Here is a 15784-nt window from a genome sequence, read left to right as displayed (position 1 = left end):
AGCGGCGGCGCCAGATGGAATCAGTCGGCGTAAGGCCCTGGCACCACGGATTCCCGTAGCCGAAGTTCACCGGTGAAAGGCGTAAGTGGCTGTATGTCCTCCCCCTTAATCAGGCGGAAAGCCTGGCTGATGGCGGCTTCGATCATCACGTCGATCGGCAGATAAACGGTAGACAGCGCCGGTTGCAAATAGGCGGCGCTGGGTTCGTCGTCAAAGCCGAACAGTGAGACATCCTGCGGCAGGCGTTTACCCGCATCGTGCAACGCTTTCATTGCGCCGACCGCCATGTCGTCGTTACAGGCAAACAGGGCGCTAAAGCCGCTACCCCCGGCCAGTAAACTACGCACAGCCTGGTAGCCGCTCTGTACGCTGCTGTCACCATAGGCTACGCGGGCGTCGTCAAAGGCAATGGTGTGATGCTCAAGCGCCTGCCGATAACCGGCCAACCGAGCCAGGGCGGTAGGCGTGGCAATCGGCCCGGTAATGCAGGCTATCTCGCGATGTCCTTGCCGAATCAAATAATCCACCGCATGGAAGGCGGCTTTCTGCTGTTCGAAGGACACACAGCGTGCGCGGGCCTGTGGCAGATCGCGGTTGATCACCATGATCGGCACCGGCAGGCTGTCCAACAGGTTCATCAGCGTGGGCTCGGACATAAAACGGGTATACAGGATGATGGCGTCGCAGCGGCGATCGGCCAGCAGTTGCACCGCCTGCAGCTCGTCTTCCGGCGTGTCGTGGCCATCGGTGACAATCAGATGCTTGCCGCTGGCCTCGATCAGCTTGGCGGCTTTTCGCAGCAGGCGGCCGAAGTAGGGACCATCGAAGTTGGAAACCACCAGCCCGATACTGTTGGAGCTTTTATTTGCCAGCGATTGGGCCAGGAAATTGGGGCGGTAGCCCAGCTCGTCCATGGCCTTGAACACCGCGTCGCGGGTGCTCTTTTTCACCTGGCCGGTGCCATTCAACACGCGTGAAACCGTGGCTTTAGATACCCCCGCGCGAATGGAAACATCCAACATGGTGATCATCAATGGCTTACCCCTTTCAACTTCCGCTGTGGCAAATAATGCTCAGTCTAGCATAGGGTTAGCCCTTGGCTGCGCGGCTTTTTATTGCAGTGATTGCGTTGTGGTGAAACGCTCGTAGACTGTTCTCTGGCAATGAGAATAAGGGGAAGGCTGGATGACTAATATTGTGCTTCTGGCAGATTATCCGCAGCACCGGCAGCAGGTGATCAACTGGCTATGGCAGGCATTCGGCAGTGAAAACAGCAGGGCATTTTTCGCCAGCGTGGTGGACAGTGGTCTGCGTGGGGCAGACTTGCCCATCACTTTTATTGCCTTGCAGGGGGACGAACTGGTCGGCACCGTCGGTCTGTGGCGCTGTGATTTAATCAGCCGCCAGGATCTGACGCCCTGGCTGGCGGCGCTGTATGTCGATGAAAGCCAGCGCGGCAGCGGCCTGGGTCTGCGGCTGCAGCAGCATGTACAGGACTACAGCCGCCAGGCCGGCTTTAACGAGCTGTATCTCTACAGTGACTTCAGCGGCTATTACGAACGTCACGGCTGGCACTATATCGGCGACGCGCTGGACTACCCTGATCGCCCGGTGCGGCTCTATCACCGCGAGCTGGACTAGTTCTGCTCGTAAACGTTATTGATGCTGGCCACCGAGTGGCGGCGCACCAGCGTCGGGCTGAACATATTGGTGATCTCCGGCAGCGGCTGGTTATTGGCCAGCGCCAGTGCCAGTTCGGCCGCCTGAGTCGCCATGGCCACCACCGGATAGCGGATGGTGGTCAGGCGGGGGCGCAGATAGCGTGAAATCAACACGTCATCAAAGCCAATCAACGACATTTGGCCCGGCACATCCACGCTGTTGTCGCTCAGCACCGAGAGCGCGCCTGCGGCCATCGAATCGTTATAACAGGTCACTGCGGTGAAGTTTTTACCGCGCCCGAGCAACTCGGTCATCGCTTGTTCACCGCCGATTTCGTCCGGCTCTCCGTAGGCAATCAACCTTTCATCTACCGCAATGCCATGCTCCTGCAATGCATCGAGATAACCCTGCAGGCGGTCTGCGGCGTCGGAAATTTGGTGGGTGGAGCAGACGATGGCAATACGCTGATGCCCCTGTTGAATCAGATGGCGAGTCGCCAGCCAGGCACCATAGCGGTCGTCCAGCGCCACACAGCGCGATTCAAAGCCCGGCAGCGTGCGGTTAATCAGCACCATCCCCGGGATCTGCTGCATCCAGCCGCTTAACTCAGGATCGGTCAGCTTTTTGGCATGCACCACCAGTGCTGCACAGCGGTGACGCACCAGTTGTTCAATCGCCTGACGCTCTTTTTCCGCCTCATGGTAACCGTTGCCAATCAGCAAGAAGTTGTGGGTAGCGTAGGCCACCTGTTCGACCGCTTTGACCATAGCGCCAAAAAAGGGATCGGACACGTCGGAGACGATCAGCCCCAGCGTTTCGGTCGATTGCTGCGCCAGCGCGCGGGCGTTGGCGTTTGGGTGGTACTGCAGTTGTTCCATCGCAGCCAGCACGGCGGTGCGTGAGCTTTCGCTGGCCTTCGGGGAATGGTTTATTACGCGGGATACCGTGGCCACGGAAACACCCGCCAGCCTGGCAACATCCTTTATGGTAGCCATATCTGTCATACATCCTGGGTAATCGCTTACATTCCTCAGTCTTGCGGAAAAAACCCGGGGCTGCAAGCGCTGGCGATCGCAACTTGTGGCGGCTGTTGCAGATATGGGCGATTTATTCTGTGCTTAGACCTGCGCAGCTCAGTAATAGAGCCATTTGTGCTTTGGCGGCGCACGGCAGCTAATGTTACTTTTGTGTATCCCATTTTGTTTGAGAACCGCATGTCGATTAAACGTTACCCGCAACTCGCTCACTGGGGGGCGTATACCGCCGTGGTTGAAGACGGCAGGCTTATCCGCTGTGAGCCGTTTGCAGGCGATCCGGATCCTTCCCCGATGCTCGACTCCATCGCGCCGATGGCCTATTCCGACAAACGGATCCGCAAGCCGGCGGTGCGCCGTTCCTGGCTGCAAAAGCGTGAAGGCAGTGACCGCACGCTGCGTGGCCGTGAGGATTTTGTCGAAGTGGACTGGGATCTGGCGCTCGATCTGGTGGCGGAAGAAAACCGCCGCGTGCGCGATCGCTATGGCCCCTCGGGCCTGTTTACCGGCTCCTATGGTTGGTCATCCGCCGGGCGTTTGCATCATGCGCGTTCGCTGGTGCGGCGCTTTTATTTCGGCGGTGGCGGCGGTGTTGATCAGTTAGGCAACTACAGTTGGGGCGCTGCGCAGTTTTTCCTGCCCTATGTGATTGGTACCTTCACCCCATTGACCGGGCGCGTCACCAGTTGGCCGAGCGTGGTTGAGCACTGTGAACTGTTTGTGGCTTTCGGTGGGTTGGCACTGAAAAATGCCCAGGTATCGTCCGGTGGCGCGGCGGAACACTCGCTCAAACCATGGTTGCAAAAACTGGTGCAGAAAGGCACCCCGGTTATCAACATCAGCCCGATGCGTGATGACTGCCCGGCATTTGTGAATGCCGAATGGATCCCAATCCGCCCGAATACCGATGTGGCGTTAATGCTGGCACTGGCGTATGAAATTCAGCGTCGGGGCGCGCAGGACGAAGCATTCCTCTATAGCCACTGTGCCGGTTATGACCAACTGGCGAGTTATCTGCGCGGCACCGATGACGGCGTGGCGAAAACCCCAGAATGGGCCAGTGCGATCACCGGTATTCCGGCGGCGCGCATTGGCTTGCTCGCACAGCAACTGATTGGCGTGCGAAGCTTTCTTACCTGCTCCTATTCCGTTCAGCGCGCTCATCGTGGCGAACAGCCCTATTGGATGATGATTGCCCTGTCGGCGATGCTCGGCCAGGTTGGGCTACCGGGCGGCGGCTTCTCGTTTGGCCACGGTTCAATGAACGGCGTTGGCAACCCGCGCGTGGATACGCCGGGGCCAATGATGCCGGTGGGGCCTAACCCTTGCGGGTTGGCGATCCCGGTGGCACGCATTTGCGACATGTTGCTGCAACCGGGCGAACCCTACCAGTTCCGCGGTGAGACGCTGCATTACCCGGATATCCATTTGGTGCACTGGGCCGGGGGTAACCCGTTCCATCATCACCAACAGTTAAACCGGCTGGTGGAAGGCTGGCAGAAGCCGGATACGGTGATTGTGCAGGATATCTGGTGGACTCCGGCCGCCAAAATGGCGGATATCGTGCTGCCGGTAACCACCTCGCTGGAACGTAACGATATCGGCGGTTCATCGCGCGATCGCTACGTGTTGGCGATGCATCAGGCCATTGCGCCGCAGCATCAGGCGCGTAACGACTTTGATATTTTTGCCGATCTGGCGGAGCGACTGGGTTACCGCGAACAATTCACCGAAAATCGCGATGAACGAGCCTGGATCGAATCTATCTATCAGCAGTGCGGACAGGCGCAGGCCGGTACCGGTGTGGAATGGCCCGAGTTCGAGGATTTTTGGCGTAAAGGCTATGTCGAGCTGCCGGCACCGGCGAAAGAATTCGTGTTCTTTGACGACTTCCGCGCCGACCCACAGGCCAACCCGTTGCAAACCCCGAGCGGCAAGATTGAGTTGTTCAGCGAGAAAATAGCCGGCTACGGTTATGCTGATTTTGCACCGCATCCGCAGTGGCAGCCGCCGGTCGAATGGCTGGGGGCGCCACAGGCCAAAGAGTGGCCGCTGCACCTGATTTCCATCCAGCCGAGCGATCGTTTACACAGCCAGATGGACCCGGCCCCCCTGGCGCAGGGCAATAAAACCGCCGGGCGCGAAACGCTGTATATGCACCCGCAGGATGCGATAAAACGCGGTATTGTCGATGGCGTTGAGGTGTTGGTCAGCAATGCGCGCGGCAGTTGTCTGGCGGGCGTCGCTATTACCGACGGCGTTACACCGGGCGTGGTGCTGATGGCCACCGGTGCCTGGTTTGATCCGGGCTTCGGCAGCCAGCGACTGCAGGTGGAACAGTCCGGCAATCCGAACGTATTAACGCTGGATATCGGCACCTCGCCGTTAACTCAGGGGCCGAACGCCATGAGCTGCCTGGTCGAGGTGAGCGTTCGATAAACAATTACACCCCTGGTTACACTTTGCGCCCCAATGTTGCGATTGCCTGCTGGCTGGTTTTTGCCGGCACAGGGTAAATTGAACGTCCCAGAGGTATTGATTGGTGAATCTCAGCAACTTGTTGTTGAACCCATATTAATTTGCACCAACCTACGCAGATGCGTAGGTTTTTTTTGTCTGATGCCCTGCCATCCCGCCTGCACAAAATTCGATTTTGTATTTTTCTGTTCCAGGACTGTTTAAGTTTCATTGAGTTATTTCCGTAAATTGCGGGAAATTTACAGCTGGTTGCATTTAGAGCAAAACTCTTGCGATTGGTCGGTAGTTTCTTGATCGCTACCTCTCTAGAGTAGGTGATCCCAGAGGTATTGATTGGTGAGAAATCAGCATACTCTGTATGTTGAAGCCATTTTCAATTGCACCAACCTACGCGGATGCGTAGGTTTTTTTTTGCCTGCCATATAGTATTCTTTTCCCTACAACCATTTACGCTCATCTTGGCCAAGGGGAGAAGGGCATGATCTTTTCTATACTGCGGGTGCTGTTCCGCCTGCTGTACCGGGTACGTGTCGAGGGCGACGTCCGGCATTTCGACCAGCAAAAACTGCTGATTACGCCCAATCATATCTCCTTCCTTGACGGTATTTTGCTGGCGTTGTTTTTGCCGATCAAACCGGTGTTTGCCGTCTATGCCAGTATTGGCGATCGTTGGTTTATGCGCTGGCTGCGGCCCTATATCGACTTTGTCTCGCTCGACCCTACCAAACCCATGGCCATCAAACAGCTGGTGCGCACGGTGGAACAGGGCAGGCCGGTAGTGGTGTTTCCCGAAGGACGCATAACCGTTACCGGTTCGCTGATGAAGGTTTATGACGGTGCCGCGTTTATCGCCGCCAAATCGGGGGCGACCCTGGTGCCGATACGGCTCGATGGCGCCGAGTTCAGCCCCTTTGGCCGCATGGCAGGAGTGTTCAAGATCCGCTGGTTCCCGCAGATCAGCATCCGTATTTTACCGCCGACCTCGCTGCCGATGCCGGTAGCGCCGCGCGCCCGCGATCGCCGAGCATTGGCCGGGGATCGGCTGCACCAGATCATGATGCAGGCGCGAATGGATACCCGTGAGCCGCAGACCCTGTTTCAGGCTCTGCTGGCGGCGCAGTACCGTTATGGCCGCAGCAAGCCGTGTATCGAGGATATTAACTTCAAGGAGGACAGTTACCGCACGCTGACCAAGAAAGCGCTGGGCGTCAGCCGTATCCTGCAACGTTTTACCGCCGAGGGCGAACATGTCGGTATGTTATTGCCGAACGCGACCATCACCGTAGCGGCGATTTTTGGCGCTTCACTGCGCAACCGCATTCCGGCGATGCTCAACTACACCGCCGGTTCCAAGGGCCTGAAAAGCGCCATGACCGCCGCCAGCCTCAAAACTATCGTCACGTCACGTCAGTTTCTCGAAAAGGGCAAGCTGACCCATTTGCCGCAGCAGGTGCCGGAGGCTAACTGGGTGTACCTGGAAGACCTGAAAGATACGGTGACCCTGGCGGACAAGCTGTGGATCCTGCGCCATCTGTTCCAACCGGCGCGGGCCATGCTGCCGCAGCAGCCTGACGATGCGGCGCTGATCCTGTTCACATCGGGTTCGGAGGGCAATCCGAAGGGCGTGGTGCATTCCCATGCCAGCCTGTTGGCCAACGTTGAACAGATCCGTACCATCGCCGATTTCACCCCGCGTGATCGCTTTATGTCATCGCTGCCGTTGTTCCACTCGTTCGGCCTGACGGTCGGGCTGCTGACGCCGCTGATGACCGGCAGCCGCATCTTCCTTTACCCCAGCCCGCTGCATTACCGTGTGGTTCCGGAGCTGGTGTACGACCGTAACTGCACCGTGTTGTTCGGCACAGCGACCTTCCTTAATAACTATGCGCGTTTTGCTCACCCGTATGATTTTGCCCGTTTGCGCTATGTGGTTGCCGGGGCGGAAAAGCTGGCGGACAGCACCAAACAGATTTATCAGGACAAATACGGCATCCGTATTCTGGAAGGCTATGGCGTGACTGAATGCGCACCTGTGGTGTCGATCAACGTGCCGCTGGCGGCCAAGGTCGGTACCGTCGGCCGTATTATGCCGAACATGGAAGCGCGGCTGATGAAGGTGCCGGGCATCGATAACGGTGGGCGCCTGCAGTTGAAGGGGCCTAATATCATGAAAGGTTACCTGCGGGTGGAACGCCCGGGCGAACTGGAACCCCCGGCGGCCGAGGATGAGCATGGCAACCTGCAGCCGGGTTGGTACGATACCGGCGATATTGTCACATTGGACGAGCAGGGTTACTGCGTGATCCGCGGCCGGGTGAAGCGCTTTGCCAAACTGGCGGGGGAAATGGTCTCGCTGGAAAGCGTTGAACTGCTGGCACAGCGCGTCGCGCCGGAAGCCCAGCATGCCGCCACGGTTAAAAGCGACAGCAGCAAGGGCGAGGCGTTGGTGCTGTTTACCACCGACGCAGGCATCACCCGTGAGGCCTTGTTGAAGGTGGCGCGTGAATTGGGCAGCCCTGAGCTGACGGTGCCGCGTGATATCCGTATTTTGAAAACCTTACCGGTGCTTGGCAGCGGTAAACCGGACTTTGTGACCCTGCGTAACATGGCTGAACAGCCGGAGATTGCCTGATGAACCCGACGTTACCTACTGATTCACCTTTGCTTTCTCGCAGTATGATCGCCGTAATTTGCGCCCAGTTTCTGTCCGCATTCGGTGACAATGCATTGCTGTTCGCTACCCTGGCATTGATCAAGCAACAGCTCTACCCCGACTGGAGCCAACCGATTTTGCAGATGGCGTTTGTCGCCACCTATATCATCCTCGCGCCTTTTGTCGGTCAGGTCGCCGACAGCTTCGCCAAGGGGCGGGTGATGATGGTGGCCAACGGCCTGAAACTGGCCGGCGCATTGGTGATCTGTTTCGGGTTTAATCCGTTCCTCGGCTATACCCTGGTCGGCGTAGGGGCAGCCGCCTATTCACCCGCCAAATACGGCATTCTGGGAGAGATCACCAGCGGCGAAAAGCTGGTCAAAGCCAACGGCCTGATGGAGGCTTCTACCATCGCCGCGATCCTTATAGGTTCGGTGGCCGGCGGCATATTGGCCGACTGGCACATTGTGGCGGCGCTGGCGGTGTGTGCGGTGGTCTACGCGGCGGCGGTGATCGCCAATCTGTACATTCCACGTTTACCGGCGGCACATCCTGCCGTTTCCTGGACGCCGCGTGCCATGACGCAGGCTTTCTTCAACGCCTGTGTGGTGCTGTGGCGCGACGGTCAGACGCGTTTCTCTTTGATCGGTACCAGTCTGTTTTGGGGGGCCGGGGTCACGCTGCGCTTCCTGTTGGTGCTTTGGGTACCGGTGGCACTCGGTATCGCCGACAATGCTACGCCGACGTTGCTCAATGCGATGGTGGCGGTCGGGATAGTGATAGGCGCCGGGGCAGCCGCACGTTTCGTCACGCTGGAGACGGTGAAGCGCTGTATGCCCGCCGGGATCCTGATCGGCGTGGCGGTGGCAATATTCGCCCTGCAAACCACCCTGTTTAACGCTTATGCACTGCTGTTGATTATCGGCGTATTGGGCGGTTTTTTTGTGGTGCCGTTGAATGCGCTGTTGCAGGAACGGGGCAAAAATTCGGTGGGGGCAGGCAATGCGATCGCGGTACAGAACCTGGGGGAGAACACCGCCATGTTGCTGATGCTCGGGTTGTATTCGCTGGCCGTTAAAGTCAGTGTGCCGGTGGTCGGCGTGGGAATTGGCTTTGGCGTGGTGTTTGCGCTGGCAATTAGCGCGCTGTGGCTGTCGCAGCGGCGGGCAAAATAGCAGAAGGGGCGCGGATTAGGCGCCCCATCTTATTGATGGCGCAGGACGTGTTTTATGGTGCCGGAATAGTAAAGCGGGTGTGGATCTCTTCCAGCCCCTGCAGTACGTCTTCATTCAATACCACGTCGAAACTGTCGATGTTGGTTTTCAGCTGTTCCAACGTGGTTGCACCCAGCAGGGTGCTGGCAACGAACGGCTGCTGGCGCACAAACGCCAGTGCCATCTGCGACGGATCCAACCCGTGCTTTTTGGCTAACGCGACATACTCGGCAATCGCCAACTGCGTTTGTGGCGCAGAGTAGCGGTTAAAGCGAGTGAATAGCGTGTTGCGTGCACCTGCCGGCTTGGCACCGTTGAGATACTTGCCGCTCAGGGTGCCGAACGCCAGGCTGGAATAGGCCAACAGTTCGACCCCTTCGTGCTGGCTGATTTCCGCCAGGGCAATCTCAAAACTGCGGTTCAGCAGGCTATAGGGGTTTTGAATCGAAACGATACGCGGCAACTCATGTTTTTCAGCCAGTTGCAGGTAACGCATTACGCCCCATGGCGTTTCATTAGACACCCCGATATAGCGGATTTTACCGGCACGTACCTGTTCGGTCAGCGCTTCCAGCGTTTCCAGCAGGGTGACGGTGGCCTTATCGTCGGTGTATTGATAATTGAGCTTGCCGAAGTAGTTGGTCGGGCGCTGCGGCCAGTGCAATTGGTAGAGATCGAGATAATCGGTGTTGAGTCGTTTCAGGCTGGCGTCCAGCGCGACACGAATATTTTTGCGATCCAGCGCCTGCTGCGGGCGGATGCTGCTGTCGGTACCGCGCACCGGCCCGGCAATCTTGCTGGCCAGCACTATCTTTTCACGGTTGCCGCGTGCCTTGATCCAACTGCCGATGTATTGCTCGGTCAGCCCCTGGGTTTCAGGGCGGGGCGGTACCGGGTACATCTCTGCGGTGTCGATCAGGTTGACGCCAGCGGCTAATGCATAGTCGAGTTGCGTATGGGCATCGGCTTCACTGTTCTGTTCGCCAAAGGTCATGGTGCCCAGTCCCAGCACGCTCACTTCTAAAGAACTGTGGGGAATACGGTGGTATTGCATTAACGGCCTTCCTTTCATGTTAGCGCTTACGGGCTAAACCGCCCGGTGAAACAGGAGCCAAAGGGCAGGCTGTGGCAAACAACCTGCAAGGCGGTGTACTGCCTTTGCCGACTATAACCAAGCCGAGAAGATGGGGGAAGCGGATTCAGTGCGGGGAGGGCTATCGCGCACTACGAGAGCGATAGCCGACGGGGAATTTAACGTTCGATAACCTGTGAAACCTGATCGCCGTTGATTTGGCGGCTGTTGCCTTTTTCATCTTTATAGCTGATCAGGCCGGTATCTTGGTCAATCTCCGGTTTGCCCTCGGTCAGGATCATATTGCCGTCTTTGGTCGCCATCACGTAATCGCTGGAACATCCCGCCAACCCGGCGGCGATCACCAACGCAGACACTGCCATTACCCACTTTTTCATCCTGCGGATCCTCAGTTATATATGCAAAAAAGAAGCTTCTTTTAAGATTAGCAAAATCTGGATGCGCCGTGTTTCGGATAAGTCTTTATCTTGATAGGGAAAGTGACGCTGAAACAGGGCAGCAGAAAATAATAACGGGAGTGGCTGACGCGCACTCCCGTGGGGAATTACTCAGAGACGGTTTTTTTCTTGCTGCGCATCAGGTTGAGCGCTTCGACCGACATTGAGAAGAACATCGCAAAGTAGATGTAGCCTTTCGGCACATGCACCTGGAAGCTTTCCAGCATCAGGGTGAAGCCCACCAGGATCAGGAACGCCAACGCCAGCATCTTCACCGAAGGGTGGCGGTTAACGAACTCGCCAATAGGCCGGGCGGCAAACATCATGACGCCAACGGCAATCACCACTGCGGCCATCATAATAAACAGATGGTCGGACAGGCCTACCGCGGTAATCACCGAGTCCAGGCTGAAAATGATGTCCAGCAGCATAATCTGCACGATAGCGCCGAAGAAGCCGTGCACCTTGGTGTGGTGCTCTTCATCAGAGCCTTCGATGGTTTCATGGATCTCTTTACTGGCTTTCCAAATCAGGAACAGCCCACCCAGCAGCAGGATCAGATCGCGTGCCGAGATGCTGTGGTCCATGACGCTAAACAGCGGATGGGTCAGACGGATCACCCAGGCGATGGAGGCTAACAGCCCCAGACGCATTAACATTGCGCCGGCCAGCCCGATGCGGCGAGCCTTGTTCTGCTGCGCTTTCGGCAGCTTGGACACCACCAGCGAAAGGAAAATAATGTTATCAATACCCAGAATGATCTCAAGAATGGTCAGCGTACCTAACGCTAACCAGGCATTGGGATCCATAATCCACTCAAACATTGTCGAGCCACACCTTAATAAAAAACAAAGGCTGAATTATACGCGTTTATTGATACAACGACACTGTTAGCTAAACGTGACCTAAACAAAAGGGATCAGACAAAGAAATGTCTTGCCAATAATGCGCCGGTGAAGCTTTTTTTCAGGTAAAAACCGCGTGGCAATGTGAGGATCGGCTGCCCCTGTTCGCCGATAGCTTCGGTCAGGGCCTTACTGTTGGCCGCCTTGGGACGCAGTTGCAGCACCTCACCGTGGCGGGCGGTGATCCGCTCTACGTGGCCGAGCACGATCAAATCCATCAGTTCCTCCCAGTCGCGGCGCAGCATCTCTTCTTCTTCGGCGTTTGGGCTCCACAACAGCGGTGAACCGATACGTCGCTGCGCCAGCGGGATTTGTCGCTCACCTTCTACCGGGATCCACAGCACCCGCGCCAGCTTATGACGTACATGGCTGCTGGCCCAGGTTACGCCGCTGTTGCCGGTTAAGGGGGCTACGCAGACGAAGGTGGTTTCCAGCGGTTTGCCGGCGGCGTCTATCGGGATGGTTTTCAGCTCGATGCCCAGTTCGGGGAAATCCTGCTCCGGCTTGCTGCCCGCCATGGCGCCAAGATATTGCTCCAGCAGCATGCCAACCCAGCCTTTATCACGCTTCAGATCCCTGGGGATAGCCAACCGCGCACCTTCGGCCAGTTCGCCCAGGGAACAGCCGGCAAGCCGCTGCGCCCTTTCAAACAGCTGTTGTTCGTTTTCAGGAGGAGGGGGCAAAGGAGATAAAAACGCCATAATACAAGCCTGTTAGATTTGGTTGAAAAACGTACTGTATTTGTCCACAGAGAACTTTGACCGGAAAGGACTGGGGAAAAGAATAATAGTAGCATGATTTTCCATGACTTTTTCTCTCTCACCCGACAGAGGAAAAATTCCGGCTGACGCTTGTGCACCTGTAGCCACCGACAATAAACAGGATCTTACACCTATTTATCCACAGATTTATGGGATAACCCAAATTTTTACCGATCACTGGTTCGATTTACAGCCTTGACTCAGGCACTTTTTTGCGAAATTGTCCGATTTGTGCGTAACTCATACGGATAATCTGTGGATAAAAACGACGTTGGTGGATCTTTCGCCAGGGTAAGATCCTAAACGGACATAGATCACATTTTTGCTCTGTATAGGGCTGTTGATAATTACATATCAATATGTTTTTAAAGGGTTAATGTGATTTTTGTATTTCCGGGGTTTTTAGGCTCACCAGAGTTTTACCGGCTTATCCCTTGAGTTCTTCACATACCTATCCACAGAAAAAGTGAATAAAACCCGGTGTAAATCGTTCCGCATGTTTATAACTTTGCCATTATCTGTGAGTTATCCCAATGTTATCCGGTTTGCAGCGCCGCAAAGCAGTGGTTTACCGCCTGTAGCTTGTGTGAAACAATCAGGGTATCTATGCGAATTTAAGCTTATCGAGGTAGTCCGGTGATCGATGATGATGGCTACCGCCCGAATGTTGGTATCGTAATCTGTAATCGTCAGGGGCAAGTCCTGTGGGCTCGCCGTTACGGTCAACACTCCTGGCAGTTTCCCCAAGGTGGGATTAACCCTGGTGAAACCGCAGAACAGGCCATGTACCGTGAGCTGTTCGAAGAAGTGGGGCTGAGTAAAAAGGATGTCCGTATCCTGGCCTCAACCCGCAACTGGTTGCGCTATAAATTGCCAAAACGTTTGGTGCGTTGGGACACAAAGCCGGTTTGTATCGGCCAAAAGCAGAAATGGTTTCTGTTGCAGTTAATGTGCAATGACGCTGATATCAATATGCAACGCAGCAGCACGCCGGAGTTTGACGGTTGGCGCTGGGTAAGTTTTTGGTATCCGGTGCGCCAGGTGGTGTCGTTCAAACGCGACGTTTACCGCCGGGTGATGAAAGAATTCGCCGTCACCGTGATGCCGATGCAGGAGCAGGCAGCACAGCGGCAGACCCCCGCTTATCGCCGGAAGAGAGGTTAAGTTAAGCCGACTATGCTCACGCGCTTGCGAGAAATTGTTGAGAAGGTGGCCGCGGCGGCCAGTCTGACAGATGCGCTGGATCTTTTGGTCAATGAAACCTGTCTGGCAATGGATACAGAAGTCTGTTCCATCTACCTGGCGGACAACGACCGCCGCTGCTATTACCTGATGGCGACACGCGGGTTAAAAAAACCGCGTGGGCGCGCTATCGCACTGGCATTTGATGAAGGTATTGTCGGGTTGGTCGGACGCCGTGCGGAGCCGATTAACCTGGCAGACGCGCAGAGCCACCCCAGCTTCAAATACATTCCCCAGGTGAAAGAGGATCGTTTCCGATCCTTCCTCGGCGTGCCGATCATTCATCGCCGTCAGTTGCTGGGGGTATTGGTGGTGCAGCAGCGTGAACTGCGCCAGTTTGATGAAAGCGAAGAGTCCTTCATGGTGACCCTGGCCACGCAAATGGCCGGGATCCTCTCGCAGTCACAGCTTAACGCCATTTTTGGTCAATATCGTCAGACGCGTATTCGTGCACTGGCGGCATCGCCGGGCGTCGCAGTAGCTGAAGGCTGGCAGGACAGCAGCCAGCCGTCTCTCGACCAGGTTTACAAAGCCTCGACGCTCGATACCGCCAGCGAACGTGAACGCCTGACTCAGGCACTCGAAGAGGCCGGCGCGGAATTCCGCCGTTTCAGCAAGCGCTTTGCCGCCAGCTCGCAAAAAGAGAGCGCGGCGATCTTCGATCTTTACTCTCACCTGCTCAACGACGCTCGTCTCAAGCGCGAACTCTTTGCCGAGATTGATGCCGGTTCCGTGGCGGAATGGGCGGTTAAACAGGTGATCGAAGTCTTTGCCGCCCAGTTTGCCAGCCTGCAAGACACCTATATGCGTGAGCGTGCCAGCGATCTGCGCGCGCTCGGCCAGCGTCTGCTATTCCATCTCGATGACACCACCCAGGGCGCTACCCAGTGGCCGGCGCGTTTTGTGCTGGTAGCCGATGAGCTGACCGCGACTCTGCTGGCTGAAATGCCGCAGGACAGGCTGGTCGGCGTGGTGGTGCGCGACGGTGCCGCCAACTCCCATGCAGCCATATTGGTGCGGGCGATGGGCGTACCGACGGTGATGGGCGCGGATATTCAGCCTGCGCTGCTCAGCCAGCGACTGCTGATTGTCGATGGTTATCGCGGCGAACTTTTGGTCGACCCCGAACCGGTGCTGGTGCAGGAATACCAACGGCTGATCAGCGAAGAGCTGGAATTAAGCCGGTTGGCGGAAGATGACGTTGAGCAACCGGCCCAGCTTAAAAGCGGCGAGCGGGTTCAGGTGATGCTTAATGCCGGCCTCAGCCCGGAACATGAAAAGCTGCTGGGCGGGCGGGTTGACGGTGTGGGTCTGTACCGTACCGAAATTCCCTTTATGCTACAGAGCGGCTTCCCTTCCGAAGAGGAGCAGGTCGCCCAGTATCAGGGCATGTTGCAGATGTACCCGAATAAGCCAGTGACGCTACGTACGCTGGATATCGGTGCCGATAAACAACTGCCTTATATGCCGATCAGCGAAGAAAACCCGTGCCTGGGCTGGCGTGGTATCCGAATTACCCTGGATCAACCGGAGATCTTCCTGATCCAGGTGCGAGCCATGCTGCGCGCCAATGCCGGTACCGGCAATCTGGGTATACTGCTGCCGATGATCACCAGCCTGGAAGAGATCGACGAGGCTCGCAGGTTGATCGACCGGGCAGGGCGGGAAGTGGAAGAGGTGCTGGGGTATGAAATCCCAAAACCCAAATTGGGCATCATGCTGGAAGTCCCTTCGATGATCTTCATGATCCCGCATCTGGCCGGGCGCATTGAGTTTATTTCGGTGGGGACCAACGACCTGACCCAATACCTGCTGGCGGTGGATCGCAACAATACCCGGGTGGCCTCACTGTACGACAGCCTGCATCCTTCCATGTTGCAGGTGCTGAAGCTGATAGCCGTTCAGGCCAGGGCCGTCGGGCTGCAGGTCAGCCTGTGCGGTGAACTGGCCGGTGACCCAATGGGTGCGCTGCTGCTGGTGGGGATGGGCTACCGCAACCTGAGCATGAACGGCCGCAGCGTGGCGCGGATAAAATATCTGCTGCGACACATTGAGTTATCCGACGCCGAAGTGCTGGCCCAGCGGGTGCTTAACGCCCAAATGACCACCGAAGTGCGCCATCAGGTGGCGGCATTTATGGAACGTCGTGGTATGGGCGGTTTGATCCGCGGCGGCAAGTAAGGCCGCGGGCTGACTGATTTTTTTACAGAACTTTTCCCGGCGGGCCAGTCCGGTGGTGGTTAAGCTTATGCTATTATCCGCTTCCTCAACTGCGTTGAAAGCCACGGAAAAATAGTGTTCCCGC

General features: G+C 56.6%; 12 protein-coding genes. 6 read left to right on the top strand and 6 right to left on the bottom strand.

Features of this window, described 5'->3' with window-relative positions:
• Positions 1–20: 20 nt before the first annotated feature.
• A complete protein-coding gene (locus ACNT1W_RS21650) occupies positions 21–1031 on the bottom strand; it encodes a LacI family DNA-binding transcriptional regulator (RefSeq protein ID WP_261100296.1) in 1011 nt (336 codons plus the stop codon).
• Positions 1032–1185: 154 nt separating this feature from the next.
• On the opposite strand from ACNT1W_RS21650, the gene ACNT1W_RS21645 reads away from it, so the two are divergent.
• Positions 1186–1641, top strand: a complete 456-nt coding sequence (locus tag ACNT1W_RS21645) for a GNAT family N-acetyltransferase (RefSeq protein ID WP_012146536.1) — start codon at positions 1186–1188, stop codon at positions 1639–1641.
• On the opposite strand, the gene galR is transcribed toward ACNT1W_RS21645, so the two are convergent.
• The gene (gene galR, locus ACNT1W_RS21640; protein ID WP_012146535.1) at positions 1638–2657 is read right to left on the bottom strand and encodes an HTH-type transcriptional regulator GalR; all 1020 of its coding nucleotides are present in this window, start codon (positions 2655–2657) and stop codon (positions 1638–1640) included. The two genes, ACNT1W_RS21645 and galR, sit on opposite strands and share 4 nt — an antisense overlap.
• A gap of 219 nt (positions 2658–2876) precedes the next feature.
• On the opposite strand from galR, the gene ACNT1W_RS21635 reads away from it, so the two are divergent.
• The 3 genes from ACNT1W_RS21635 (at position 2877) to lplT (ending at position 9002) form a co-directional block, all read left to right on the top strand.
• Positions 2877–5135, top strand: a complete 2259-nt coding sequence (locus ACNT1W_RS21635; RefSeq protein WP_012146534.1) for a molybdopterin guanine dinucleotide-containing S/N-oxide reductase — start codon at positions 2877–2879, stop codon at positions 5133–5135.
• 517 nt (positions 5136–5652) lie between these two features.
• Positions 5653–7806 (top strand): bifunctional acyl-ACP--phospholipid O-acyltransferase/long-chain-fatty-acid--ACP ligase, encoded by a 2154-nt coding sequence (gene aas, locus ACNT1W_RS21630; protein WP_419246121.1) that lies wholly within the window; start codon positions 5653–5655, stop codon positions 7804–7806.
• Positions 7806–9002, top strand: coding sequence for a lysophospholipid transporter LplT (lplT, locus tag ACNT1W_RS21625; RefSeq protein WP_218217301.1), 1197 nt, complete (start codon positions 7806–7808; stop codon positions 9000–9002). Before aas ends, lplT begins: the two co-directional genes overlap by 1 nt.
• Before the next feature lie 52 nt (positions 9003–9054).
• Here the strand turns inward: lplT and ACNT1W_RS21620 are convergent, their stop codons facing one another.
• From ACNT1W_RS21620 to mutH, 4 genes are all read right to left on the bottom strand, one after another.
• Positions 9055–10095 (bottom strand): NADP(H)-dependent aldo-keto reductase, encoded by a 1041-nt coding sequence (locus ACNT1W_RS21620; RefSeq protein WP_218217300.1) that lies wholly within the window; start codon positions 10093–10095, stop codon positions 9055–9057.
• A 197-nt stretch (positions 10096–10292) separates the two neighbouring features.
• Positions 10293–10511 (bottom strand): YgdI/YgdR family lipoprotein, encoded by a 219-nt coding sequence (locus ACNT1W_RS21615; RefSeq protein ID WP_012146530.1) that lies wholly within the window; start codon positions 10509–10511, stop codon positions 10293–10295.
• A gap of 167 nt (positions 10512–10678) precedes the next feature.
• Positions 10679–11395, bottom strand: a complete 717-nt coding sequence (locus ACNT1W_RS21610) for a TerC family protein (protein WP_012146529.1) — start codon at positions 11393–11395, stop codon at positions 10679–10681.
• 95 nt (positions 11396–11490) lie between these two features.
• Complete coding sequence (gene mutH, locus ACNT1W_RS21605; RefSeq protein WP_112363227.1) at positions 11491–12177, bottom strand: DNA mismatch repair endonuclease MutH; 687 nt, start codon at positions 12175–12177, stop codon at positions 11491–11493.
• A 696-nt stretch (positions 12178–12873) separates the two neighbouring features.
• On the opposite strand from mutH, the gene rppH reads away from it, so the two are divergent.
• Complete coding sequence (gene rppH / locus ACNT1W_RS21600; protein WP_012146527.1) at positions 12874–13401, top strand: RNA pyrophosphohydrolase; 528 nt, start codon at positions 12874–12876, stop codon at positions 13399–13401.
• Positions 13402–13413: 12 nt separating this feature from the next.
• Positions 13414–15660, top strand: coding sequence for a phosphoenolpyruvate--protein phosphotransferase (gene ptsP, locus ACNT1W_RS21595; RefSeq protein ID WP_012146526.1), 2247 nt, complete (start codon positions 13414–13416; stop codon positions 15658–15660).
• Positions 15661–15784 lie beyond the last annotated feature (124 nt).

The sequence above is a fragment of the Serratia sp. NFX21 genome, assembly GCF_048517035.1.
In the GTDB taxonomy this organism is placed as follows: Bacteria; Pseudomonadota; Gammaproteobacteria; order Enterobacterales; family Enterobacteriaceae; genus Serratia; species Serratia quinivorans.
The sequence above is the reverse complement of the archived record's forward strand: the minus strand, read 5'-3'. Positions and strand labels throughout refer to the sequence as shown.

What these genes read in the sequence shown, in the direction of transcription:
- ACNT1W_RS21610 (WP_012146529.1), bottom strand. Translation starts at nt 11,395, where the DNA reads ATGTTTGAGTGGATTATGGATCCCAATGCCTGGTTAGCGTTAGGTACG.
- galR (WP_012146535.1), bottom strand. Translation starts at nt 2,657, where the DNA reads ATGGCTACCATAAAGGATGTTGCCAGGCTGGCGGGTGTTTCCGTGGCC.
- ACNT1W_RS21620 (WP_218217300.1), bottom strand. Translation starts at nt 10,095, where the DNA reads ATGCAATACCACCGTATTCCCCACAGTTCTTTAGAAGTGAGCGTGCTG.
- ACNT1W_RS21615 (WP_012146530.1), bottom strand. Translation starts at nt 10,511, where the DNA reads ATGAAAAAGTGGGTAATGGCAGTGTCTGCGTTGGTGATCGCCGCCGGG.
- ACNT1W_RS21650 (WP_261100296.1), bottom strand. Translation starts at nt 1,031, where the DNA reads ATGATCACCATGTTGGATGTTTCCATTCGCGCGGGGGTATCTAAAGCC.
- ptsP (WP_012146526.1), top strand. Translation starts at nt 13,414, where the DNA reads ATGCTCACGCGCTTGCGAGAAATTGTTGAGAAGGTGGCCGCGGCGGCC.
- mutH (WP_112363227.1), bottom strand. Translation starts at nt 12,177, where the DNA reads ATGGCGTTTTTATCTCCTTTGCCCCCTCCTCCTGAAAACGAACAACAG.
- aas (WP_419246121.1), top strand. Translation starts at nt 5,653, where the DNA reads ATGATCTTTTCTATACTGCGGGTGCTGTTCCGCCTGCTGTACCGGGTA.
- ACNT1W_RS21645 (WP_012146536.1), top strand. Translation starts at nt 1,186, where the DNA reads ATGACTAATATTGTGCTTCTGGCAGATTATCCGCAGCACCGGCAGCAG.
- ACNT1W_RS21635 (WP_012146534.1), top strand. Translation starts at nt 2,877, where the DNA reads ATGTCGATTAAACGTTACCCGCAACTCGCTCACTGGGGGGCGTATACC.
- lplT (WP_218217301.1), top strand. Translation starts at nt 7,806, where the DNA reads ATGAACCCGACGTTACCTACTGATTCACCTTTGCTTTCTCGCAGTATG.